The sequence below is a fragment of the Oceanospirillum sediminis genome (assembly GCF_014164585.1).
Lineage (GTDB): Bacteria > Pseudomonadota > Gammaproteobacteria > Pseudomonadales > Halomonadaceae > Oceanospirillum > Oceanospirillum sediminis.
Genome location: NZ_JACJFM010000016.1, coordinates 81,828 through 103,350, shown reverse-complemented (window position 1 = coordinate 103,350; position 21,523 = coordinate 81,828). Strand labels below are relative to the sequence as shown.

General features: G+C 45.7%; 14 protein-coding genes. 10 read left to right on the top strand and 4 right to left on the bottom strand.

The annotated features are described in order from the left end of the window. Nucleotides 1-748 precede the first annotated feature (748 nt). Entirely contained in the window at nt 749-1,294 is a 546-nt protein-coding gene (locus H4O21_RS13390) for a DUF4240 domain-containing protein (RefSeq protein ID WP_182809378.1), read from the top strand. A gap of 52 nt (nt 1,295-1,346) precedes the next feature. Here H4O21_RS13390 and H4O21_RS13385 read toward each other — a convergent pair whose 3' ends face one another. After that, complete coding sequence (locus tag H4O21_RS13385) at nt 1,347-1,586, bottom strand: type II toxin-antitoxin system prevent-host-death family antitoxin (RefSeq protein ID WP_182809377.1); 240 nt, start codon at nt 1,584-1,586, stop codon at nt 1,347-1,349. 696 nt (nt 1,587-2,282) lie between these two features. Here H4O21_RS13385 and H4O21_RS13380 point away from each other — a divergent pair. The 7 genes from H4O21_RS13380 (at nt 2,283) to H4O21_RS13350 (ending at nt 14,549) form a co-directional block, all read left to right on the top strand. Continuing rightward, nucleotides 2,283-2,861 (top strand): glutathione S-transferase family protein, encoded by a 579-nt coding sequence (locus tag H4O21_RS13380; RefSeq protein ID WP_182809376.1) that lies wholly within the window; start codon nt 2,283-2,285, stop codon nt 2,859-2,861. A 99-nt stretch (nt 2,862-2,960) separates the two neighbouring features. Further along, nucleotides 2,961-3,134, top strand: a complete 174-nt coding sequence (locus tag H4O21_RS13375; protein WP_182809375.1) for a hypothetical protein — start codon at nt 2,961-2,963, stop codon at nt 3,132-3,134. Between the two features lie 334 nt (nt 3,135-3,468). Continuing rightward, a complete protein-coding gene (locus H4O21_RS13370) occupies nt 3,469-5,154 on the top strand; it encodes a methyl-accepting chemotaxis protein (protein WP_182809374.1) in 1,686 nt (561 codons plus the stop codon). A gap of 337 nt (nt 5,155-5,491) precedes the next feature. After that, entirely contained in the window at nt 5,492-10,297 is a 4,806-nt protein-coding gene (locus tag H4O21_RS13365; RefSeq protein WP_182809373.1) for a PAS domain S-box protein, read from the top strand. Continuing rightward, the gene (locus H4O21_RS13360) at nt 10,294-11,739 is read left to right on the top strand and encodes a chemotaxis protein CheB (protein ID WP_182809372.1); all 1,446 of its coding nucleotides are present in this window, start codon (nt 10,294-10,296) and stop codon (nt 11,737-11,739) included. Before H4O21_RS13365 ends, H4O21_RS13360 begins: the two co-directional genes overlap by 4 nt. 46 nt (nt 11,740-11,785) lie before the next feature. After that, nucleotides 11,786-12,949, top strand: coding sequence for a response regulator (locus H4O21_RS13355; RefSeq protein ID WP_182809371.1), 1,164 nt, complete (start codon nt 11,786-11,788; stop codon nt 12,947-12,949). A 262-nt stretch (nt 12,950-13,211) separates the two neighbouring features. Next, nucleotides 13,212-14,549 carry an aspartate aminotransferase family protein gene (locus H4O21_RS13350; RefSeq protein WP_182809370.1) on the top strand — a complete coding sequence of 446 codons (1,338 nt, stop codon included), beginning with the start codon at nt 13,212-13,214 and terminating at the stop codon, nt 14,547-14,549. Between the two features lie 159 nt (nt 14,550-14,708). Here the strand turns inward: H4O21_RS13350 and H4O21_RS25475 are convergent, their stop codons facing one another. Continuing rightward, entirely contained in the window at nt 14,709-15,254 is a 546-nt protein-coding gene (locus H4O21_RS25475; protein ID WP_220495659.1) for a hypothetical protein, read from the bottom strand. Next, nucleotides 15,254-15,616 (bottom strand): alpha/beta fold hydrolase, encoded by a 363-nt coding sequence (locus H4O21_RS25470; protein WP_220495658.1) that lies wholly within the window; start codon nt 15,614-15,616, stop codon nt 15,254-15,256. Before H4O21_RS25470 ends, H4O21_RS25475 begins: the two co-directional genes overlap by 1 nt. A 339-nt stretch (nt 15,617-15,955) precedes the next feature. On the opposite strand from H4O21_RS25470, the gene H4O21_RS13340 reads away from it, so the two are divergent. Next, on the top strand, nt 15,956-17,308 hold the full coding sequence (locus H4O21_RS13340) for an MATE family efflux transporter (protein ID WP_220495657.1): 1,353 nt from the start codon (nt 15,956-15,958) through the stop codon (nt 17,306-17,308). Between the two features lie 127 nt (nt 17,309-17,435). Next, the gene (locus H4O21_RS13335; protein WP_182809369.1) at nt 17,436-17,834 is read left to right on the top strand and encodes an ArsC/Spx/MgsR family protein; all 399 of its coding nucleotides are present in this window, start codon (nt 17,436-17,438) and stop codon (nt 17,832-17,834) included. A gap of 154 nt (nt 17,835-17,988) precedes the next feature. On the opposite strand, the gene H4O21_RS13330 is transcribed toward H4O21_RS13335, so the two are convergent. After that, nucleotides 17,989-21,213, bottom strand: coding sequence for a CHASE domain-containing protein (locus H4O21_RS13330; protein ID WP_182809368.1), 3,225 nt, complete (start codon nt 21,211-21,213; stop codon nt 17,989-17,991). Between the last annotated feature and the right edge of the window lie 310 nt (nt 21,214-21,523).

The following is a 21,523-nucleotide window of genomic DNA, read 5'->3' as shown; positions in this document are numbered from 1 at the left end:
ATCTGAGCCATGATCAAACTCTTCAGTTTAAAATCGTTGATTGACTGATCCGAAGACCGGCAATCCAAACTTAGCTCAAAGTTAACAACCCTATCAATTCGAAGAATTGATAGTGAACACAAAAATGAATTCGGGTTACTTACTCTGATAATCTTGTGACTTTTCACAGATCATCACAGCAAGCGCCCACACGAATTATCTGACTGAATTTTTAAAGAGCAGGTTAAGCGATGAACTCGTCTCGCTCAACCGAGGCTGCGTATTTTACAGAAGCAGACCTCAGAGTCAATCATTTTTTTAATCTTTTTCCGATTCTTCCTGAGAAGAGAGAAAAGAACCTGAGAGAGACTTAAAAGTAAAACTCAGTAAAAACAATTGGTTACCGCTGTTCATCGGGTCACCCCGTGACAGCGAGGGCGTATTATACGCACCCGGAAGCAGAGTACAACCCCCTGAGCGAAAATAAGTGCATTTTTTGTAAAAAAGTTACAGCAGCCCTGAAACGAGCAGCAAAAGCAGGGAAATCAGAGGGTTAGCAAAGAAACGGATCATAACGCTTTCTGAATCGACTTCAAAGCCCTGTATACAGCCAAACCTGACTAACTGTCACCCCCTGAATATTAATGACCTGGATCATGGAAGAAGTTCGCCTACAACTAAAGCTATAATTTTTTTGATCCATGCCCTTATCAGAACAATATCAGTGGGTATACTGCACTGAAAATTCTAGCAAAAAGAGATTCTGGTTATGACAGAGCAAAAATTCTGGAGCATCATCAATAAGTCCCTGGAACAGAATGCTCCCGGATCTGATTCACAATACAGGGCTATAGCTCAATCTTTATCATCTTTATCCCCTGATGAGTTAATCGGATTTGAAAACCAGCTGAATGAACAAAAAGCAAAAGCGTTTACGTTTCCGGTTCTAATGGCAAACTTTATTCTGCAGAGTTATATCAATGACGACATTTTTGAAGACTTCAGACTCTGGTTAATCTCTTTTGGGGAATTAAGGTTTAACCAAATTCTGCAGAACCCGGATATTCTGGCAGATGTTTGCGATATTACAGACCCAGTGGATGATATCACCGGAGAAGGGCTGGTTTTTGCAGCTCTTGAAGCTTACGAAGCACAAACAGGGAAAAATGATTTTCTTAAGCAGACCACTCAACCTGTAGAACCTGAAATAGAATATGACTGGCCTGAAAGCACTGAAGGGCTGGAACAAGCCATGCCCGGACTATTCAAACGTTTCTGGGATAAAAACCGTAGCTACGAATTAGCTGCAGATTAAGGTAAGAAGAATGAAGTGAAGTCGATCAACTGACTTCACTCCTGATATTCAGTTAGTCGATATGTTCAGCTGTTATATCAATTTCTGACTGCAAACCTGTACGAATTGACTCTGCAATACCGGACATAGACACAACCTGCAGGATGTCATTAATACTATTCCAGTCTTCCTCTGAAATCATAATGGCATTTCCCTTTGAACCTTCGATAAGGATCGTACGATTTTCCATCGCAGTGGAGTTCACTGTGTCACCAAGATTTTGTAACAGTTCATCAGGCGTCATACGTATCATAGCAGGTCCTTTCTGTAGAATAGCCACGTAAACAACTCTTAAATCCTAATTGGGTATAGATATCCCAGAGAAGCTTCTTTTCCGCAGTTTAGCAAATAACCAACTAAATTCACTAATAAATCTGTCAGAATATGACGCCTGTCACAATCAACAGCGACTAAAGTTTAATACAAAACCCACTATAAATAGCCTGTGCATATCACATCCATTCTCAATGTTTCTGAGCTGATCTGGATATTTTCAGGCACTCACTACGACTTGATATTAAACGAGTTATAGATTGAGAGAACAGCTCTGGCAAACCAGGCCGGACCTTACTCCATTATATAAAAATACTCTTCCGAACTTATGCTGAACTCGCCTGGCAATACCGGCACAGGTTCATTTGAGAAGCACATTCCTGTTACTAAAGCCTTATCATAAGAATAACCAGACAGGATCATTCATAAATATCCAGCTTTATTTCATGATCAGTACGGTATGATGCAAACAACTCGGTGTTTCTTACAGAATTTTCTCTCATAACAGGCAACATCGTCTCTGCCATTACAATTTATTCATAAGATTAAATTCATCATTTGCCCACAACTGTACCAAAAGGTACAGTCAAAACTTCTGTCAGAGATAAATAGCTCATTTGAAGCAAATCTGATTTCAGAATCCCTGCCTGAATATTAAAGTAAAGGAGTAATGATCATGAAGCTGGTTGGTTCAACACCATCGCCTTACGTCCGTCGTCTGCGTTTGTGGCTGGAAGGTGAAGACTATGAGTTTATGGATCTGAATATCTACAGCCCCCAGGGACGTGAAGTGCTGAAAACCTACACCCCGGCTATGAAGATCCCAATGTTAGTTGACGGTGAACAAAAGGTCTTCGATTCCCGAATGATCTACCGCTATCTGAACGACAAACTGAGACGTAAAGCTCTTTCCCTGGAGCAGGAAAACAATATCACTCTGACAGACAGCGTACTGGATGCCTTTATCATCATACTGCTCTCCAATCGATCTGGTATTGATGCCAGTCAGGATGCCATGATCTACAACCTTCAGCGCGAACGTGTGGCATTAACGCTGCCAGTGCTGGAAGAAAAAGTGAAAGCAGGTGAATTTGATGAATGGCAGTATCCTGCCATTTGTTTGTTCTCAACTCTGGACTGGATCACTTTCCGTGATCTGTTTGATTTCGGCGATTATCCGGCCTTGAGCGCTTTCAGAGAACAGCACCTGTCCCGCACTATTGCTAAAAAAACTGACCCACGTCAGTCAGCCTGATAGAATCCTGGCTAGCATAGCGTCTTTTGATACAAAGAGAGAAGGGAGCTTTGATAACATAACTTCCTGTTCAGAGCCCCCTGATACATAAGGCGCTATATGCAGGACGATGCGCTTGTACCTGTTGCTATTAATGGTTTACCGGATGAATTCTACGGCTACCGTTTCAACCCGGAAGAACATCCCAGACCGGCAACTATATGGAGCCCTATCAATGGCCAGGCAATTGGGCACAGACAGAGGAAGCCTGTATCGTATAGCACAAAAATTTGAGCGGTTATCTTCTGATTACCGACACTGGCAAGCACATTATCAATCAGTATAACTTCTCATCGGAAAGAGGCTGAAAAACTTTCTCAGAGAAAATAGCGAGTCACTCTTTCCCTTCCGACCAATATTGCTTTTACAATACTATGCTATATCACAACTAACTATCTATAACATAACGCAATATCTCTTTTTGTCAGATTCAGAATTCACGGTTATTTTTACTGGAAAACAGGTGTTCTGGATAGAAAAACTATGGTTTACCCTGGTAACGAAAACCATTCCTGATTACTAGCTTTAATGTCAGTGCAGCAACATCGAGTAAAACAGGAGCCAGGTCATGTCACAGCAACAGCCCCAACAACTATCTAGCGCTCGCTCAGAAATGCCCTTTCGTTTGCGTCTCTCTCTTGGCTTTTGCATTCCACTGGCTGCTCTGATTATTCTGGGAATAGTTAGTGTATGGGGCATGAAAGAGATCGCTCAGGGTTTAAAAACTGTGTACGAAGACAGGGTTATTCCTTTGAACAGCCTTAAAACAATAGCTGATGACTATGCCATACTGATTATTGATGCGGTTAATAAGGCTGATGCCGGTATGATTACCAGTAATGAAGCACGACAGAGTATTGATCAGGCCAGGGAAAGAATTTCTACACTATGGTCAGAGTATCTGCAAACGAAACTGACACCACAAGAAGAGCATCTTGCCAGAGAGGCTGAAACACTGTTTGTCGACGCTAACAGAGATATACAACGCGCGTTGCAGGTGCTTAATACTATGCCTGCTGATGCTGAAGGAAAACTGGATAGCCTGAACGGCTCCCTTTATCTGACAATTGATCCAATCAGTAAAAAAATTACAGAACTGGTTCAACTGCAGCTTGATGTAGCCCGGAACGAGTACCTGGAGGCACAAAGCAGGGATGCCGGGATAGAAAATATTGTTATCGCTATCATGGCACTGGCCTTGACAGGCAGTTCTGCTGCCGGTTTATACATTGTATCCAGAGTGTCCCGGCAGCTGGGAGGAGAGCCAGAAAAAGTCAGGGTAAAAACCACCCTGGTTGCCAGTGGCGACCTTACCATTGAAGCGCCTGATGATGCTCACCCGGCCAGCATTATGGCAGCCGTAGGAACCATGGCCAGAGATCTGGAAAATGTAGTCACTGATGTTAAAAATGCCACTCAGGATATAGCCGCACTGGGAACACAACTCCATCAGCGTACAGAATCCACCCGAAATTTGCTACAGACACAAACCAATGAGACATCTCAGATAGCCTCTGCAATCACAGAAATGAATGCCACCGTTCATGAAGTGGCAAAAAGCACAGCCCAGGCCGCAGAAGCCAGCCACACAGTAGAAACAGAGATGCAGAACGGCCTGACGATTGTAGATGAAAGTATTCGCAGCATTCACCACCTGGCTGATGAGGTAAATCAATCCGTTAAAGTGATAACTCGCCTGGCTAAAGACAGTGAAGAAGTAGAGACCATTCTGGAAGTCATCGGTGATATTGCCGAACAGACCAATCTGCTAGCACTGAATGCAGCCATTGAGGCTGCCAGAGCAGGCGAACAGGGACGGGGTTTTGCCGTTGTTGCTGATGAAGTTCGTACTCTGGCCAGTCGGACACATGACTCGACACAGCAGATCCAGGGTATGGTGCAACGTATCCAGAGTAGTGTTTCAGAAGCAGTTAAAGTCATGCATAGCAATGAAGAAGAAGCTAAGCATGCTGTTACTCTGGCGGAACAAACGCGGGAAAGTCTGAGAAAGATTAACAACGCAGCTTGTACCGTTAACGATATGAATATTCAAATAGCCAGCGCAGCAGAAGAACAAAGTCTGGTGGCAGAAGAAATCCACCGTAACGTCGCAGTGATTAATGATATCACTCACACCAGTAATGATGCTTTCAAAGAAGTCTGGCAGGCTGCCAGCAATCTTGAATCTATGGCTGAACATCTGGAGCAACACATCGGTTACTTCCGCTTAAAAAACACGGCAGTTAACCCATAAAAAAGGGGCTAACGTATTCAATTTTAGCCCGTCAATCTCCTCTGAAACAGAAGATTCTGATAACCATCCTCTGCTCTGAATATTCTTCGATTATTAAGACCCGGATAAGAAATACCCAGGATAATCACCATCAAAAAATTATCAAAAGGCCAGCAAACATTATAGGACAGTGGTGTTTTTTAGCAGCTTTTCTGACGATGAAGTATGTAGTTGCCTGATCGGAATATTAACACTATCTTAAAAAGTACGTACACTAGAGCTGATAACTGAATATTACACTCTTAGCAAAGAGACGAAGACATAGCCTATAACAGCTATAAAAAGAAAGGCGATATTTATGGTAAGAGCACAAACCTATTTTAGTGGCCTGTCCCTGAAAGCCAGAATGACCTGGACATTTTCCATTATCCTGGTCCTGTCAACTTTATTTACCTCACTGATATTCTGGCAGAGCTATCAGAATAGTCGTCTGCATGATGCCGCAGAAAAGCATATACAGTCCCTTTCATCAATTGAGGGCCTAAGATACGATCTTTCTCAATCTGACCTACTAAGCCTTCAGCTAATTCATAATACTGACCCTGATGATCGTAAGCATCTGATTCGTGAGTTGCAGCAAGCCACTCAGCACATTCAGAAGACGTTGTCCCGGTCTGATCTGGTACATAATGCCGAGCTGCTTCAGCTACAGAATACTCTGGCCCGGCAATATGGGTTATACATGCAACAGATGGCTCAATTCATTGCCTTGTCTAATCAGAACAGAGCCAATGAGGCTCGGGCTATTCTGACCCGACCACTGGGTATTCAGATGAATCATCGTCAGGCGTCAGAGTTGCTGAACCAACTCAGAGAGCAGCTGACAGCAATAAGCCGAAATGCCCGCCAGCAAGCCGTTAGCACCAGCCAGACAGCAGAGATAAGGATACTTATTGTGTTCTCAGTACTAATGCTGACTGGCTTTTTGCTATCCAGAATAACAATACGCACTGTGCGTAAACCAATCCGGGCTGTAAGAAAAACCTTGCGCTCTCTTATGGATAAAACAGAACTACCTGAGGAGTTAATCCAGGCTCGCTACCCTGATGAGATTAAAGAACTTCTGGATATCACCACTGAAATACGCAATGAACTGACTCAGGTCGAAACACAGCGCTGGATAAAAACCAATATCTCCGAAATCAGCTCAGAACTACAACAAATCAGAGAGGTGAATCAGCTATCACAGACATTCCTTCAGCTGATTGCTCCACTGATTCATCTGGGGCAAGGCGTATTTTATCTGCATGACAGCGATACTCGACAACTGAAACTGCTGGGAGGATACGCTTTTCGTGAACGTAAAGCCCTGCACCAGACTATTGATATGGGTGAAGGTCTGGCCGGACAATGTGCGCTTGAAGGTCAGCCCATTATCATCACTAACCCACCTGATAACTACCTTTCAATTGGTTCAGGGCTTGGGGAAGCGACACCTGCAAACATTGCGGCCTTTCCGGTTATTCATAACAACCGGTTGCATGCAGTGATTGAATTAGCCAGTTTTACCCCGTTTAAGCAAACCCAGCAAACGTTGCTTGAAGGTTTATTACCTATTCTGGCAATGAATCTTGAAATTATTGAACGCAGCACCAGAACTCAGCAATTACTGGACGAAAGCCGGGATCAGGCTGAAAAAATGGAGCGTCAGGCTGCACAGCTGGAAGAACAAACCGTAGAGATGGAAGCTCAACAAAGGGAAATTAAAGCGACAGAAGAAAGAAGCCGCCTGATTCTGTCATCAGTTAAAGATGGCATTGTCGGACTGGATTGCCTGGGCAAAATCACCTTTGCCAACCCTGCCGCTTATCAGCTACTGGGCTTCGAAGAAGCTGACTTTCTGGGGCATCATTTCCAGTCTCTGGTGCATTACGCCAATATTCAAGGTACACCAATACCCGCAGAACAGAGCGGTATACATATGACCACTTCTGATGGAGAAGCCCGGTTCAGTGATACAGATGTGTTGTGGCATAAAGATGGACATGCTCTGCCGGTAGAATACAGTACTACAGCCATGTACCGGGGAGATCAACTGATTGGGGCTGTGGCGGTATATCGCGATATTTCAGAACGCAAGCAGGCGCAGGAAGCACTCAGCAAAGCCGCTGATGAACAAAAAGCTATTCTGGAATCTGCCACTATGGCCATTGTGCTATTGAAAGATCGGGTAGTGCAGCAGGCTAATAACAAGCTATCTGAAATATTCGGACGTCCCATGGAAGACCTGCTAGGACAAAGCACCCGGCAATGGTATCCCTCTGAACAGACTTTTCAGGATATAGGTACTTTTGCTTATGACGAACTGGCCAAAGGCAAAGTGCATCAGCAGGAGGTACAGATGGTTCGGGCAGATGGCACCCTGTTCTGGTGTTATCTGAGTGGTAAGTTACGTGACAGTAACGATATATCTCAAGGCACGGTCTGGATGCTGGAAGATATTACCGAAAGAAAAGAGTCTGAGGAAAAAATTCAGGCCTATTTTAACAACTCCAGTGACGGTCTGATGGTACTCGATCCTGAAAAAGGTCTGGTACATGCGAACCAGAGAGCCGCTGATATTTTCGGTTTTAGCAATATTGAAGAGCTTTTAACCCACCACCTGGCTGAGTTATCACCAGAATATCAGCCAGATGGCCGTCGCTCATCTGAAGCAGCTAAAACAGAAGTTAATCTGGCGCTTCATTCTGACAGCGCCCACCAATTTGACTGGCTACACAAGAATACTCAGGGTGAGGAAGTACCCTGTGAAATCAGTCTGGTTACTATTTCTCTGAAAGGTAAGCCTGCACTGATAGCCAGTGTCCGGGATATTACAGAACGCAAAGCCGCTGAGCAGGAGATGCTCAGGGCCAAAGAGCTGGCAGAGGAAGCCACTCAGGCAAAAAGTGATTTTCTGGCCAATATGAGCCATGAAATACGTACTCCTATGAACGCCATCATAGGCATGTCTCATCTGACGTTACAGACGGAACTGGACTCAAGACAACGAAACTATATAGAAAAAGTACATAAAGCCGGTGAAAACCTGTTGGGTATTATTAATGAAATTCTGGACTTTTCCAAAATTGAAGCCGGTAAAATGTCGATGGAACATACACCGTTCTACCTGGAAGAGGTCATGGACAACCTGGCCAGTCTGTTGGCCATTAAAACAGAAGAAAAAGGATTAGAGCTGCTATTCGACACTCCAGGAGATCTTCCATCAGCTCTGATTGGCGACCCGCTTAAGCTGGGCCAGATACTGACAAACCTGACGAATAATGCCGTAAAATTCACTGAAACCGGAGAGATTGTTATCGCCATTCATACTAGGCAAATTCAGGAGAGTAGCGTCGTCTTACATTTCACAGTCAAAGACAGCGGCATTGGTATGACACGGGAGCAGCGAAGTAAACTATTCAGAAGTTTCGGGCAGGCTGATGCGTCCACTACTCGTAAATATGGCGGTACCGGATTAGGACTGGTCATTTCAAAGAAACTGGTAGAAATGATGCACGGGGAAATCTGGGTAGAGAGCACTGTGGGTCAGGGCACAACGTTTCACTTCACCGCACAATTTGAGCTGCAGGCAAACCCGTCTCCAAGACGTATGTTCCATGCCAATGAGCTGAAAGACCTGAAAGCGCTGATCGTTGATGATAATGCTTCGGCCCGTGAGATTATGACGAACCTGATTCACAGCTTTGGTATGCAGGCTGATACCGCCTGCAATGGTTTTGAAGCACACACTATGCTGGCGAATCAGGATACAGGCAATTATTATGACCTGCTACTGGTCGACTGGAAAATGCCAGAGCGTGACGGCGTAATGACGCTGGAAGCCTTAAAGCAGGATAAGAATATTACCTGTCCTCCAGCTATTATGGTAACAGGTTATAGTCGTGAAGATGCTCTTGAAGAAGCCAGAAGCCGACAGGTTCGTTTTGAAGCAGTGATGACTAAACCCGCTACAGCCTCCAGCCTGTTGGAAGCCATAGGTTACGCCTTGAAAATGGGAGTAGCCACTGAACAAAACAACGCCCGACAAGAGAAAAATACCCAGGCTGATCTGACCGGAGCCAGGGTATTACTGGTTGAAGATAATCCGATGAATCAGGAGCTGGCTATTGAACTGTTAAAGCAAGCTGGTATTGATGTCAGTGTGGCCAATAATGGCCAGGAGGCTGTAGATCATTTGAAAGAAAACACCTGCTACGATGCCATTCTGATGGACTGTCAGATGCCGGTGATGGACGGTTACCAGGCCACAGCTTTAATTCGTAGTAACCCACAAGCCTGTCATATTCCTATTATCGCGATGACAGCCAACGCCATGATTGGCGACAAAGAGAAAGTACTGAATGCCGGTATGAATGACCATCTGGCTAAACCGGTCAATATAGAAGTGATGTATGCAACTCTGGCACGCTGGATCAACGTGGCATCGGACAGTCTGGTACCGCCAGTTAATCCCGAACCGGCCTCCTCTGAATCAGATCAGACTTATGCTCTGCCGGATATCCCCGGACTGGATCAGGATGCAGGTTTATCCCGGATGGGACAAGATCAGGCGCTCTACCAACAAATGCTGGTCATGTTTTGTGAAAATCAACAGACGTTTTCTCAGCAATTTCAGCAAGCCTGTCAGGAAGATGACAATCAGGCAGCAGTGCGCTGCGCCCATACTCTGAAAGGGACCGCGGCCACGATAGGTGCAACCCAATTAGGGGAAATAGCGTCAGAGTTGGAGCAATATTGTGAGGAAAAAGGCTATAACAGCCAGGAAGCCCAGTCCGTTCTGCCTGAAGCGATTCAGGTAACAGAGCAATTGATTCAGGACTTATCTGCAACGGGGCTGATCACCAGCGATACATCTTCATCAGACGAGACTATCCGTTCGCCCGATAAAAGACTGACTGCCAGTGAAGTCGGTGATTATATGGCTTCACTGCGGCATTTACTTGAAGAAAGCGATGCAGAAGCGGCAGAAACAATCGCGAACCTGCAACAATTATTACCCTCTGAACAGGCAATAAGGCTAAAGCCTGTCGTGCTGGCTATAGAAAACTATGACTTTGATCTGGCTCTGACAAAACTGAGCGAAGTGGAAAGTCTGTTATGACAGCTCCGTGTAGTATTGTCGCTATCGCAGCCTCAGCCGGAGGACTGGAAGCACTGCTGACGCTGTTTTCAGCATTGCCTTATAGTACACAATGCTGTTTTATCATTGCTCAGCATATGGCCAAAGAGGGGCACAGCGATCTGGTCGCGTCACTGATCAGACGAGAAACTCACTGGCCTGTCACCATTCCTGTTACCACAAGTGGCCTGAAACCCGGCATGATCTATCTGCTGCCAGCGGGTAAAAACGGAAGTATTACAAACAGTCAATTATATTTATCTGAGCCTGACGCTTATTGCTTTTCCAGTCCTTGTGCCGATGTACTTTTTACTTCTCTGTCTCAGGAGCAGGAAAAACATACAGGTATTATCCTGTCCGGGGCCGGATCTGATGGAACCAAAGGTTTACAGGCACTTAAACATTCCGGAGGCACTACCTTTGCTCAACAACCCGAAGAGGCACTGTTTAACTCCATGCCCTGTTCTGCTATCACCACAGGTTGCATTGATTATGTTCTGCCTCTGAATCAGATCGCGGCACAACTCAGCAGCACCATACTGGCAAGAAATGATTGTTCTGTCTCAACCAGTAATGTGATTCATGACTTATCGCCGACAAACCACTCACTTACCTCCAGGTCTGATCATCCAGGCTCAACGGCAACCGATGAACTGAAACGTCTGATAGAACAACTCAGACAATATACAGGTGTCAATTTCAGTGGTTACAAAGAAGAAACACTGCTTCGTCGGCTGGAAAAGCGCAAAGCTCTGCTGGGTAAAGAGCAGAACGGTCATTATGAAGACTATGTACTACAACACCCCCAGGAGCTGGCTTGCCTGGAACAATCTCTGCTGGTTTCTGTATCGTCGTTTTTCCGGGACCAGGAAGTTTTTAATCTTTTGCACCCTTTGCTGAATAATCTGGCTGGCAGTTTATCACCAGAACCGGCCCGTATTCTGGTGGCGGGTTGTGCCACAGGCGAAGAAGCCTGGAGTCATGCCATCTTATGGCAGACAACACACACGCAACGACCACTGGAAATTCTGGCTATTGATCTGAACAAGGAGGCTATCGACCAGGCCTGCCAGGGCTTGTACCCAGAACAAAGCCTGCAGCAAATAGATAAAGGCTGGCGTGATAGCTTCTTTCAGCCCGTCAGAGAAGGTTATCAGGTTCGCCCTGAACTCAAAAACATGGTGACCTTTCAACAAACTGATCTGCTGAAAACAGAATTATCTCAGAACTTCGATATTATCAGCTGTCGCAACCTGATGATCTATCTTAAAAGAAAGCAACAGGACGAATTGATTCATAAACTGCATGATGCACTTTGCCCGAAGGGGATTCTGGTAACCGGTCTGACTGAATCACTCAGCCCGGAAGGTCAGGGTCTGTTTGCCCCACTTGACCATTACCATCGGATTTATCAGCGTCGTTAACCTGTCTGCCCGAACGTAAAACAAGCTGACACGATATGGAGTGCCTATGACACATCCTCCGCACCCTTGCTGGATTGAAAAAGCCGTTATTCTGGTGGTGGATGATACACCGGATAATCTGACTCTGATGGCCGGATTGCTCCGGGACAACTATCGGGTAAAAGTCAGCAATAACGGAGCTAAAGCACTGAAGATCGCTAACTCAGTCGCACCACCAGATCTGATACTACTGGATATTATGATGCCGGAAATGGATGGCTACGAAGTCTGCCGTCATCTTAAACAAAATCCGGACACAGCAGATATTCCGGTCATTTTCCTGACCGCAAAAACAGAAACAGCTGATGAGACCCTTGGCCTTGACCTGGGGGCCGTGGATTATCTGACCAAACCAGTTAATCCGGCGATTCTGATGGCCAGAGTGCGTAATCACTTACAACTGAAAGCGCAGAAAGACTTTCTTAATGATCAGAATGCCTTCCTGGAACAGGAGGTCAGACGTCGCACCCGGGAAGTCACTATGGTACAGGATGTCACTATCATGGCGTTGGCCTCTCTGGCTGAAACCCGGGATTCTGATACCGGCAACCATATTCGTCGTACTCAGTATTATGTCCGGGCTCTGGCAGAAAAGCTTCGTGATGAGCCCGATTACAAGGAGAAACTGACCGATCAGTATATTGATGTGCTGTTTAAATCGGCCCCCTTGCATGACATCGGGAAAGTAGGTATTCCAGACAGAATTCTGCTTAAACCGGGTCGATTTGAAGACAATGAATTCGAAATAATGAAAAGCCATACGACTCTGGGCAGAGATGCCATTGAGCATGCTGAAGCCCAACTGGGCATGAAAGTTGATTTTTTGCAGGTCGCAAAAGAGATCGCATATTCCCATCAGGAAAAGTGGGATGGCTCAGGGTATCCCGAAGGTTTATCCGGTGATGATATTCCTCTTTCCGCCCGACTGATGGCCATCGCAGATGTCTATGATGCTCTGATCTGTCGCCGGGTTTACAAAGACCCTATGCCTCACGAAAAAGCCATGGCTATTATCATGGAAGGCCGGGGAACACACTTCGACCCCGTTATTGTTGACCATTTTGTAGAAATTCAGGATACCTTGCTATCCATCGCTGCACGCTTTGCGGATTCGGTAGCAGAACTGGAACAGAAGAAACAACATCTGGAGCAATTCAAAACACCGGATTAAAAACTGACAGCAAAGCCACGACTCCACACTGTCTGACAAATCAATACGACTTGCTGAATCAGTGTGTTACAGACCATAAGCTCAACCATTCGGTTGATATTATCAATTTCATCCAACGTCATACTGAGCAACAACACTGCGGACTGGCAGTGAATTCAGACAAATATACCCGGATAAAATCGTTCGCTGTTTTTCAGCCAGTCGACAAGAGATACAGCAGAGAAGTTGTTGTCCGGGTACTTATGAATCGTTGGAGAGATCAATGACAAACACAACAAGAAAATTCTGGAACCCTATGGTTCATCCGGGCATGCCAGCCAGTCACAATACGGTAATTGTCAAAGGTGACGGTAACTACGTTCAGAACAAAGAAGGCGACTGGTTAGTTGATGGCGTCGGCGGCCTGTGGAATGTTAACGTTGGCCACAACCGCAAAGAAGTCAAAGAAGCGATCACCGCTCAGCTGGATGAACTGGAATACTTCCAGATATTTGACGGTATCAGCCATCCTCGCGCCGAAGAACTGTCCTCACTGCTGATTGAAATGCTGCAGCCAGAAGATATGGCAAAAGTGATGTTCAGCTCCGGAGGCTCTGACGCCGTTGAAACCGCCCTTAAACTGGCCCGTCAGTACTGGAAAGCGGTGGGTGAAGCTCAGCGTTACAAATTTATCTCTCTGAAGCAGGGTTATCACGGTGTTCACTTCGGTGGCGCATCTGTAAACGGTAATACTGTATTCCGTACTAACTACGAGCCAATGCTTCCGGGTTGTATCCATATCGATACCCCTTGGTTGTACCGCAACCCGTGGAACTGTGAAGATCCTGAAGAACTGGGTCGTCTGGCAGCGGCTCAGCTGGAAGCTGAAATCATCTTCCAGGGCCCAGAAACTGTTGCAGCCTTTATCGCGGAACCTGTACAGGGAGCCGGTGGTGTAATCGTACCACCTGCAAACTACTGGCCGCTGATTCGAGAAGTATGTGATAAATATGGCGTACTTCTGATTGCTGATGAAGTCGTCACCGGCTTTGGTCGTTCCGGTAATATGTTTGGTGTTCGTGGCTGGAGTGTCGCAGCTGATATCCAGTGTTTCGCTAAAGGTATCAACTCAGGTTACATACCTCTGGGTGCAACCGTAGTAAATCAGCGTGTAGCTCAGGGTATCGAAAGCTGTCAGAACTTCAGCGGTGCGGTGATGCACGGTTACACCTACTCAGGTCACCCGGTTGCCTGCGCTGCAGCTCTGGCGTCACTGCAAATTGTTCAGGACGAAAACCTGCCAGAAAATGCAGCAGTTCAGGGTGCTAGCCTGAAAGAACAACTGCAAAGCGCACTGTCTGAGTTCTCTGCAGTGGGTGAAGTCCGTGGCAAAGGACTGATGATCGCCATTGACCTGGTGAAAGATAAGGCAACCCGTGAGCCTATCGATCCTATGGATGGTTACGCCAATGCCATTGCCGCTGTAGCTTTGCGTGAAGGCGCTATTGTCCGTCCGGTAGGCACGAAAATTATTCTGTCACCACCGCTGACTCTGACCGAAAAAGAAGTGGGTATTCTGGTGAATGCACTGCGTAAAGGGTTTGAGGAAACTCCGGTTTAACCTGTATTAGCTCAGATTAAACCTGCCCCTTATGTATTATGCTCTGAGGTGGCAGCGCAAGGCAGAGAATCCAGGTCAATCAGGTCACGACCTGCATCGGTTAGCTTTATTATTGTGTAATAAAGCTAACCATTTTTCTGCTCACCACCTGTATCAACTTTAAACTGCAGAATTGCTGATTTCATTCTCCTGCAGAAACTCTGCTACCTGAACAAAATGATCATTAACGGCATCAGGATGAGTCAGCATATTAATATGATCATAATCCTGAGCATTGCCATTTTCTTTGGACAACAGGGTTAATTTACCGTGGCCCACCTCTGCCAGAAAGTCCTCTACGTCAGACGGGTTGCCAAGGATCATGTCATTCTTTGCCGCAATCGACCAGATTGGAGGCCACTTTATATCCTTAGCCCGTCTGCCATAATCGAACTGATCCCTTGGATCTGTCCAGGGCCGGTTATGCACCCAATGAGCACTTTCACTGATTGATAAATAGCTCTCATTATCCGCTCCCAGCCCCCATTCCTTAAAAGGGAAATAGCCTTTATATTTTGCATACAACGGGGCAAGGCGTTTCCAGATTAACTCTACTTTATACACACGCTCAAAGTTCCATACCCGGATACTTCTTTTGGTGCCAAACCAGGTTTGAGATAAAACGTGCTGACTTAATTCCGGGCTACGGATTAAAGCAGAGGCCATCAACACTCCCCCCATGAGTGGGCAATCCAGTGCAGCGGCTGTTTATGACGTTCTGATACAAAGCGATGTGCCGCTGGAATGGTTATAGCAATCGATTCATATTGCCCATGCTGATTATCCTGAGTAAACGGCGGAGTACTCCTTCCCCTGGCCCTCATATCCAATACATACACAGGATATCCCTTACCAGCCAGATAACAGGCCAGACCTTTGCCTGACTCGGTATAAAAAATACGACCATCCTCCATAGCGCCATGTAACATCAGCACAGGGGCCTTGTCTGTAGGCTGCTCAGGTGTGATATATCTCAGGTGAAGCTGATGATCCTGTTGCGGCAGAAACAGTGAATTTTGCTTTATCATTATTATTCTCAACATCATGGCAGAATTAAACGACTGTTTGAATATTAATTCAGCTGACGATAATGATCAGGTCTGATAATTGGTCATACTGCTGACCTTGCTTAATTACCTTGCTCTGAAAGACTGTTTTAAGCACTCTGATGATGCCAATGTCCCAATGCAACTCTGCACCTTGTAAGTTCAGGATATGCCACAATATATCCACTCCTTGCCTGCTAATCTGATAAATAGCATTCGCCAGTGTATGATCTGCTGTTATTCAACAGGCGACCTGGTGCGTCATCACTCAGACAGTGCAAACCGAAAAATCTCTCTATACAGCACCCAAAAAGGATAATCATGAATTCAGCTCCTGAATCACTGGCCAGACAGCTGGTCCGCATGACCTGGCCTATGCTGATCGGCATTCTTGCGATTATGAGTAACCAACTGGTCGATAGTGCCTTTATCGGGCAGTTAGGTGCTCTGCCGCTGGCGGCGGTTGGTTTTTCCATTCCGGTGTATCAACTCATTATCGGTATTCAGGTCGGCTTAGGTATTGCGACAACCACCGTAATATCAATGGCTATGGGGGCCGGAAAAGCAGACTACGCTAAGCAGCTGGGCAGCCTGGTACTCAGCACAGGCTTTATTCTGATCCTGTTACTTTGCCTGGCGCTCTGGTTCCATCAGGAAACTCTGCTGTTTTATATGGGAGCTAATGAAGAGCTGTATCCTCTGGTGCGAGACTACTGGATTCCCTGGCTATTAAGCGCATGGCTGGGTGCCATTCTTTATTTTGGCTACAGTATTTTCCGGGCTAACGGAGAGACCTTCTTACCCGGTATGGTGATGGTTATTACCAGCGTACTGAATATGATACTGGACCCTCTGTTTATTTTTACCTTTGGCATGGGCCTGCCTGGTGCCGCCTGGGCGACCGTTGTTGCCTTTATTGTCGGCGGTATCATTATCTTCAGAGGTATTTTTGCCCGAGACCTGATTGCTGTACCGGAAAGTATCAGAGTTATTTTCACCGGTCTGCGCCGCCTGTTCTCGTTTATGGCTCCCGCGATGATGAGTCAGTTTATCCCGCCGATTTCCGCAATGGTGGCAACCTCTATCGTGGCCGTTTACGGGGACCACGCGATTGCCGCCTGGGGATTGGGTACCCGTATTGAGTTTTTCTCTATTATTGTTGTGCTGGCTCTGACCATGGCCATGCCACCTATGATCGGACGTCTGAGAGGTAGCAAAGAGATTGAAAAAATTCATCAGCTGGTACTGATGGCAACGGGCTTTGTACTGATCTGGCAGTTGATTCTGGCTGCACTGGTTGCAACAGGATCATCGCTGATCAGTAACTTACTGACCAGTGACGAAACAATTGCCAGCCTGCTGGAAAGCTATCTGTGGCTGGTACCGGTCAGTTATGCCGCTCTGGGCGTTTGTATGCTGATGGTATCGGCCTGCAGTGCGATGGGGATGCCAAATCTGGCATTAGGTATCTCTGCTCTGCGCCTGCTGGCCTGTTATCTGCCATTGCTCTGGATAGGATCTGAGCTGTCTGGATTAAACGGATTATTTGTCGGCGCTATGGCCGGTAATATGATGGCCGGTATTGTCAGCTGGTGGATGTATAAACGTCACTACCTGCGACTTAAAGCAGAAACCGGAGCATCTCCGGATCAGGTAGCCTGTAATCCGGATTAATCGAGTTTTACCCTGCGGGCTACAGCCTGGCCAACTATTTGCATTGAATCATCTATAACCAATGGTCACTGATAAAATAGTATCCTGTAAAATCAGCAACACGTGACATGCAGATGAGGAGGCGCAAATGAAGACAGTTATTTTTTATGAGAAGCCCGGCTGTCAAGGCAACCTGAAACAAAGACAACGTTTAAAGCATAACGGTTATGCTATTGAAGTTAAGTCGATACTTTCCCATGTGTGGTGTCCGGCATCCCTCAAAGCCTTTTTACAACATAGGCCTGTAAACGAATGGTTTAACCGTTCAGCACCCATGATAAAACAGGGTCAAGTGAATCCTGAATTACTTTCTGAGTCTGACGCATTAACACTGATGATTAAAAACCCACTATTAATTCGTCGTCCCCTGTTGGAATATGCCGGAGAAAAGAGATGTGGTTTTGACAATGACGTAGTTGTAAGCCTGTTACAGCTAGCTCCGGAAAATGCTGTAGAGCACTGCCTGAACCGTGCAAAACAGAGGTAATCCGATTTTGATTTCTAGTTAGCTTACGGTTGAACGACTGCATCATAAAATTAAAAACCGACTGTAATTCAGCAGGAGGAAAGAAGAGTCATCAGAACCATTTGAAAACCCTTATTTAGAAATAAATAATGTAGATTGACGCAGCATATTCCATTCACGTCAGCCACTTGTCCAGTATCTCTTTCAGACTCTCTTCGGTGACGGGCTTCGGCAGGTAGTCATCCATCCCGGCAGCCAGGCATTTTTCTCTGTCTCCGGCCAGTGCATGGGCTGTCACTGCGATAATCGGGATAGCATGATTTTGTACCTGACTGCTATCAGAGCGGATAATCGCTGTGGCCTGGTAGCCATCCATCACCGGCATCTGACAGTCCATAAATACAACATCAAAATGGCTGGTTTTCAGGATATCAATCGCTTCCTGACCATTTTTGGCCACAGAGACCTGAATGTCACGTTGACGGAACATCTGTTCAATAACGGTTCTGTTGGTCTGATTATCCTCAACGACCAGTACATGACGCCCCTGATAAGAGGGAGCACTACTCTCTGATATTGGCTCATTCCGCTGAGTTACTGGCCTGGAATGGGCTAATAGCTGCAATAAATGTCTGTAAGGAATCGGGCGGTGCAGTATATGATCAAAATAACCTGAAAGCTTCTCATGAGCTTCACTTTGCTGATTATAAGGTGATATGAACAATGTGCAGAGCTGATCGGATGTAAGCAACTCTGCTTGCTGATCAACCAGATAAATAGCCTCGGCCACGGTACAGTCAACCAGCAGCGTATTTACATCCGGCGACAAAGTGAGTTTATGTGATACAGATACAGCTGTGTAATTAATACAGTGTTCATCCAGACATTGTTCCATCCGCTGCGATGTGACAGACGGTGTTCTTATATAGAGCATATTCACGCTGTCATACAGCCTGTTATTCGTCTCCGTTGAATGAACCGGTATATCATGAGCCATCGGCAACGTCAGATGAACGTCAAAAGATGAACCATGTCCCTGAAGGCTGGATACCTGTATATTACCACCCATCATTTTCAGCAGCTGATGGCAGATTGCCAGTCCTAGCCCTGTACCGCCATACTCCCGAGTGATAGAGCTATCAGCCTGAGTAAAACGTTCAAACAGAGAAGCCTGTTGTTCTTCACTCATACCGATACCGGTATCTGATACTTCCAGCTGGATGCTGACACTGTCATTATGTGCCTCCATCCGGCAGAAAACACTGACGCTGCCATGAGGAGTGAATTTAATGGCATTGCCCACCAGGTTAGTCAGTATCTGCTTGATACGATCCGGGTCTCCTACCACCAGAAGAGGAGGCACAACATTTGCTGGGCAAACCAGTTCCAGACCTTTATCCTCAGCCTGGAGGATAAAACTATTCCCCGTATTTTCCAGAAGTTCAGTAAACTCAAACGGTATCTGATTCAGACTGAGTTTACCTGCTTCTATGCGGGAAAAATCCAGAATATCATTAATGATGGTCATAAGTGAGCTGGCGCTATCTCTGGCCACCAGTATCATCTCTTTCTGATCCTCGGCCAATTGATCATTTTTCAGTACTTCCAGTATTCCAATCACACCATTCAGAGGTGTTCGGATTTCATGGCTCATATTAGCCAGAAATTCACTTTTGGCACGACTGGCATCTTCAGCACGTTCTTTGGCTTCGTTTTGCAGTTGTTCTGAGAGGATCAGTTTTTTATTAGCGAGCGATAAATCTTTCGTTCTGACTTCTACTTGCTGCTCAATCTCGCGCGTATGTCCGGCAAGAATAATCATAAACCAGCCTAGCAGACCAGAGAATAAGGTGCCTGCTGCCAGCAGAAGATGTACCCCCCAGGGCTGATAAATATAGGCATCTGTACTGACTTGTATCAGATACCAGTGGCGCGCTCCTACCTCAATTTTATGTTGCCTGTACATAGGGAAAATATTATGGCTATTTAAACTCGACTGGGGATCATGGTCGATATAGTGAGCCAACAGAGCCTCCTGACTTTGCTGATCAAGCCCGCTGCTATATAGAATAGCCTGCTCGCTACTCGCTTCAGGGTCAATCAGGGCTATTCCGGTTCGTGGCAGCAGAAGTTGAGCAAAGGCTGCCTGTGCCAGGTCTCTCATTTTGATCACTCCGGTAGCGTATCCTAGTAATGAGTCCTGCCCTTTCGCCACTTTGCTGTTCTGAATCACAGGAAGAAAGAGCAATACTCCAGCCTGGCGACTTTTTTCCTGAATCAATGAGATGGGTTTAGTAGGGTAGATCAATCGAGTTTGCCAGGCTCTGTCTAACGCAAAGCGCCGGTCACTCTGTGAATAAACGTCGTAGCCCAGAGCTTTCAGGTTGCTTTGCAAGGGTTCGATATAACTGACAACAATATGCTGTGTATCTGGCATCACCGGTTGGAGTTGTCCTTGTGCATTACGCTCTTTAACCTGAAATGAAATCCCTGTTTTCTTAGAATAAAGCGCCTGCATTTGCTCGGTGAAGTCGTCCAGGCTTTCACCTGTCGTGCGGATATTCCAGGATAAACCATGCAAATATGGGCTTCTATTCAGTAAGTCATGGGTAAATATTCTGAATTGTTCCGGGGTAATCTGATCCCTGTTACTGAGTACCATGCCGGACATCGCATACAGAATATCTGAGGTATTATGCAAACGGGCTTCCAGCGATTGAACCAATAAATCTGAGTTGTTGGCAAATTCTTTACCTTGCTTTTCTTTTTCCACCTCAGTCGCCAGCCAACCAAAAATAAGCGTAAACAGTGTAATCACAGTGAGGGTGGGTATCACAAAACCATCTTTGGGTAATGGTGTTCTGGAAAAGCGGGCAAAAATCACCAGCAACCAGGGCGTAACAACAATCACCCCAATAGCATCACCGGCCCACCAGTTAAGCCAGTTCACGACAAGGGAGGCATCTGACAAAACATTGTTATGCCACAATATTAAATTACTGAGAGAAGCATTGACCAGCGTACTAATCACAGCAATCAGTAAAAAACGTGCGACCAGAGCCGGACGCTGATAAGCAAAGGGGTAGCCAATATATTTCTTAACCAGCCAATATCCGACAAACGCCTGCAGCATGGCATTAATGCCGATGGCTGCTGGTATTAAAATACCTCCCCCGGCTTGCTCTGCACCGGATGCAATATATAGATTGATCAGAAAAGACCCTAGAAATATGCCAGGTAAGCTGTATATGCCAAAAGTCAGCACGGCTGTCAGAGCCAGCCCCGATGCTGGCCAGATAACGGTTGCAAATCCGGGAGGTATAGCAATTAGCTGACCAATATACCCTAACAGGGCATAGGCCATTGCAGTAAAAATAATAATACTGGCAGTTATTTTCATACTGTAATCCAGAAAGACTTTATTCAGAAGCATCATATTCTTTTATAAATACAGCCTTGGTGATTGTATCATGCTTTCTTACACCCCATATTAATTCATTAAATATATACCTATTCAATAACAGAGTATTAAAACGTTATACAGGCGTGCAGGTGCAATATTATTTGTATAATTTTTCCTATGTAAACACCCGGAAAATACAGCAAGATCCTCCTTAATAATAACCCGCCCCCATAACATCAGCTAAAAAAATACCAGGAGAATCAAATTCACCCATATTAATTGATCTAAATCAATATATCAGAAGATC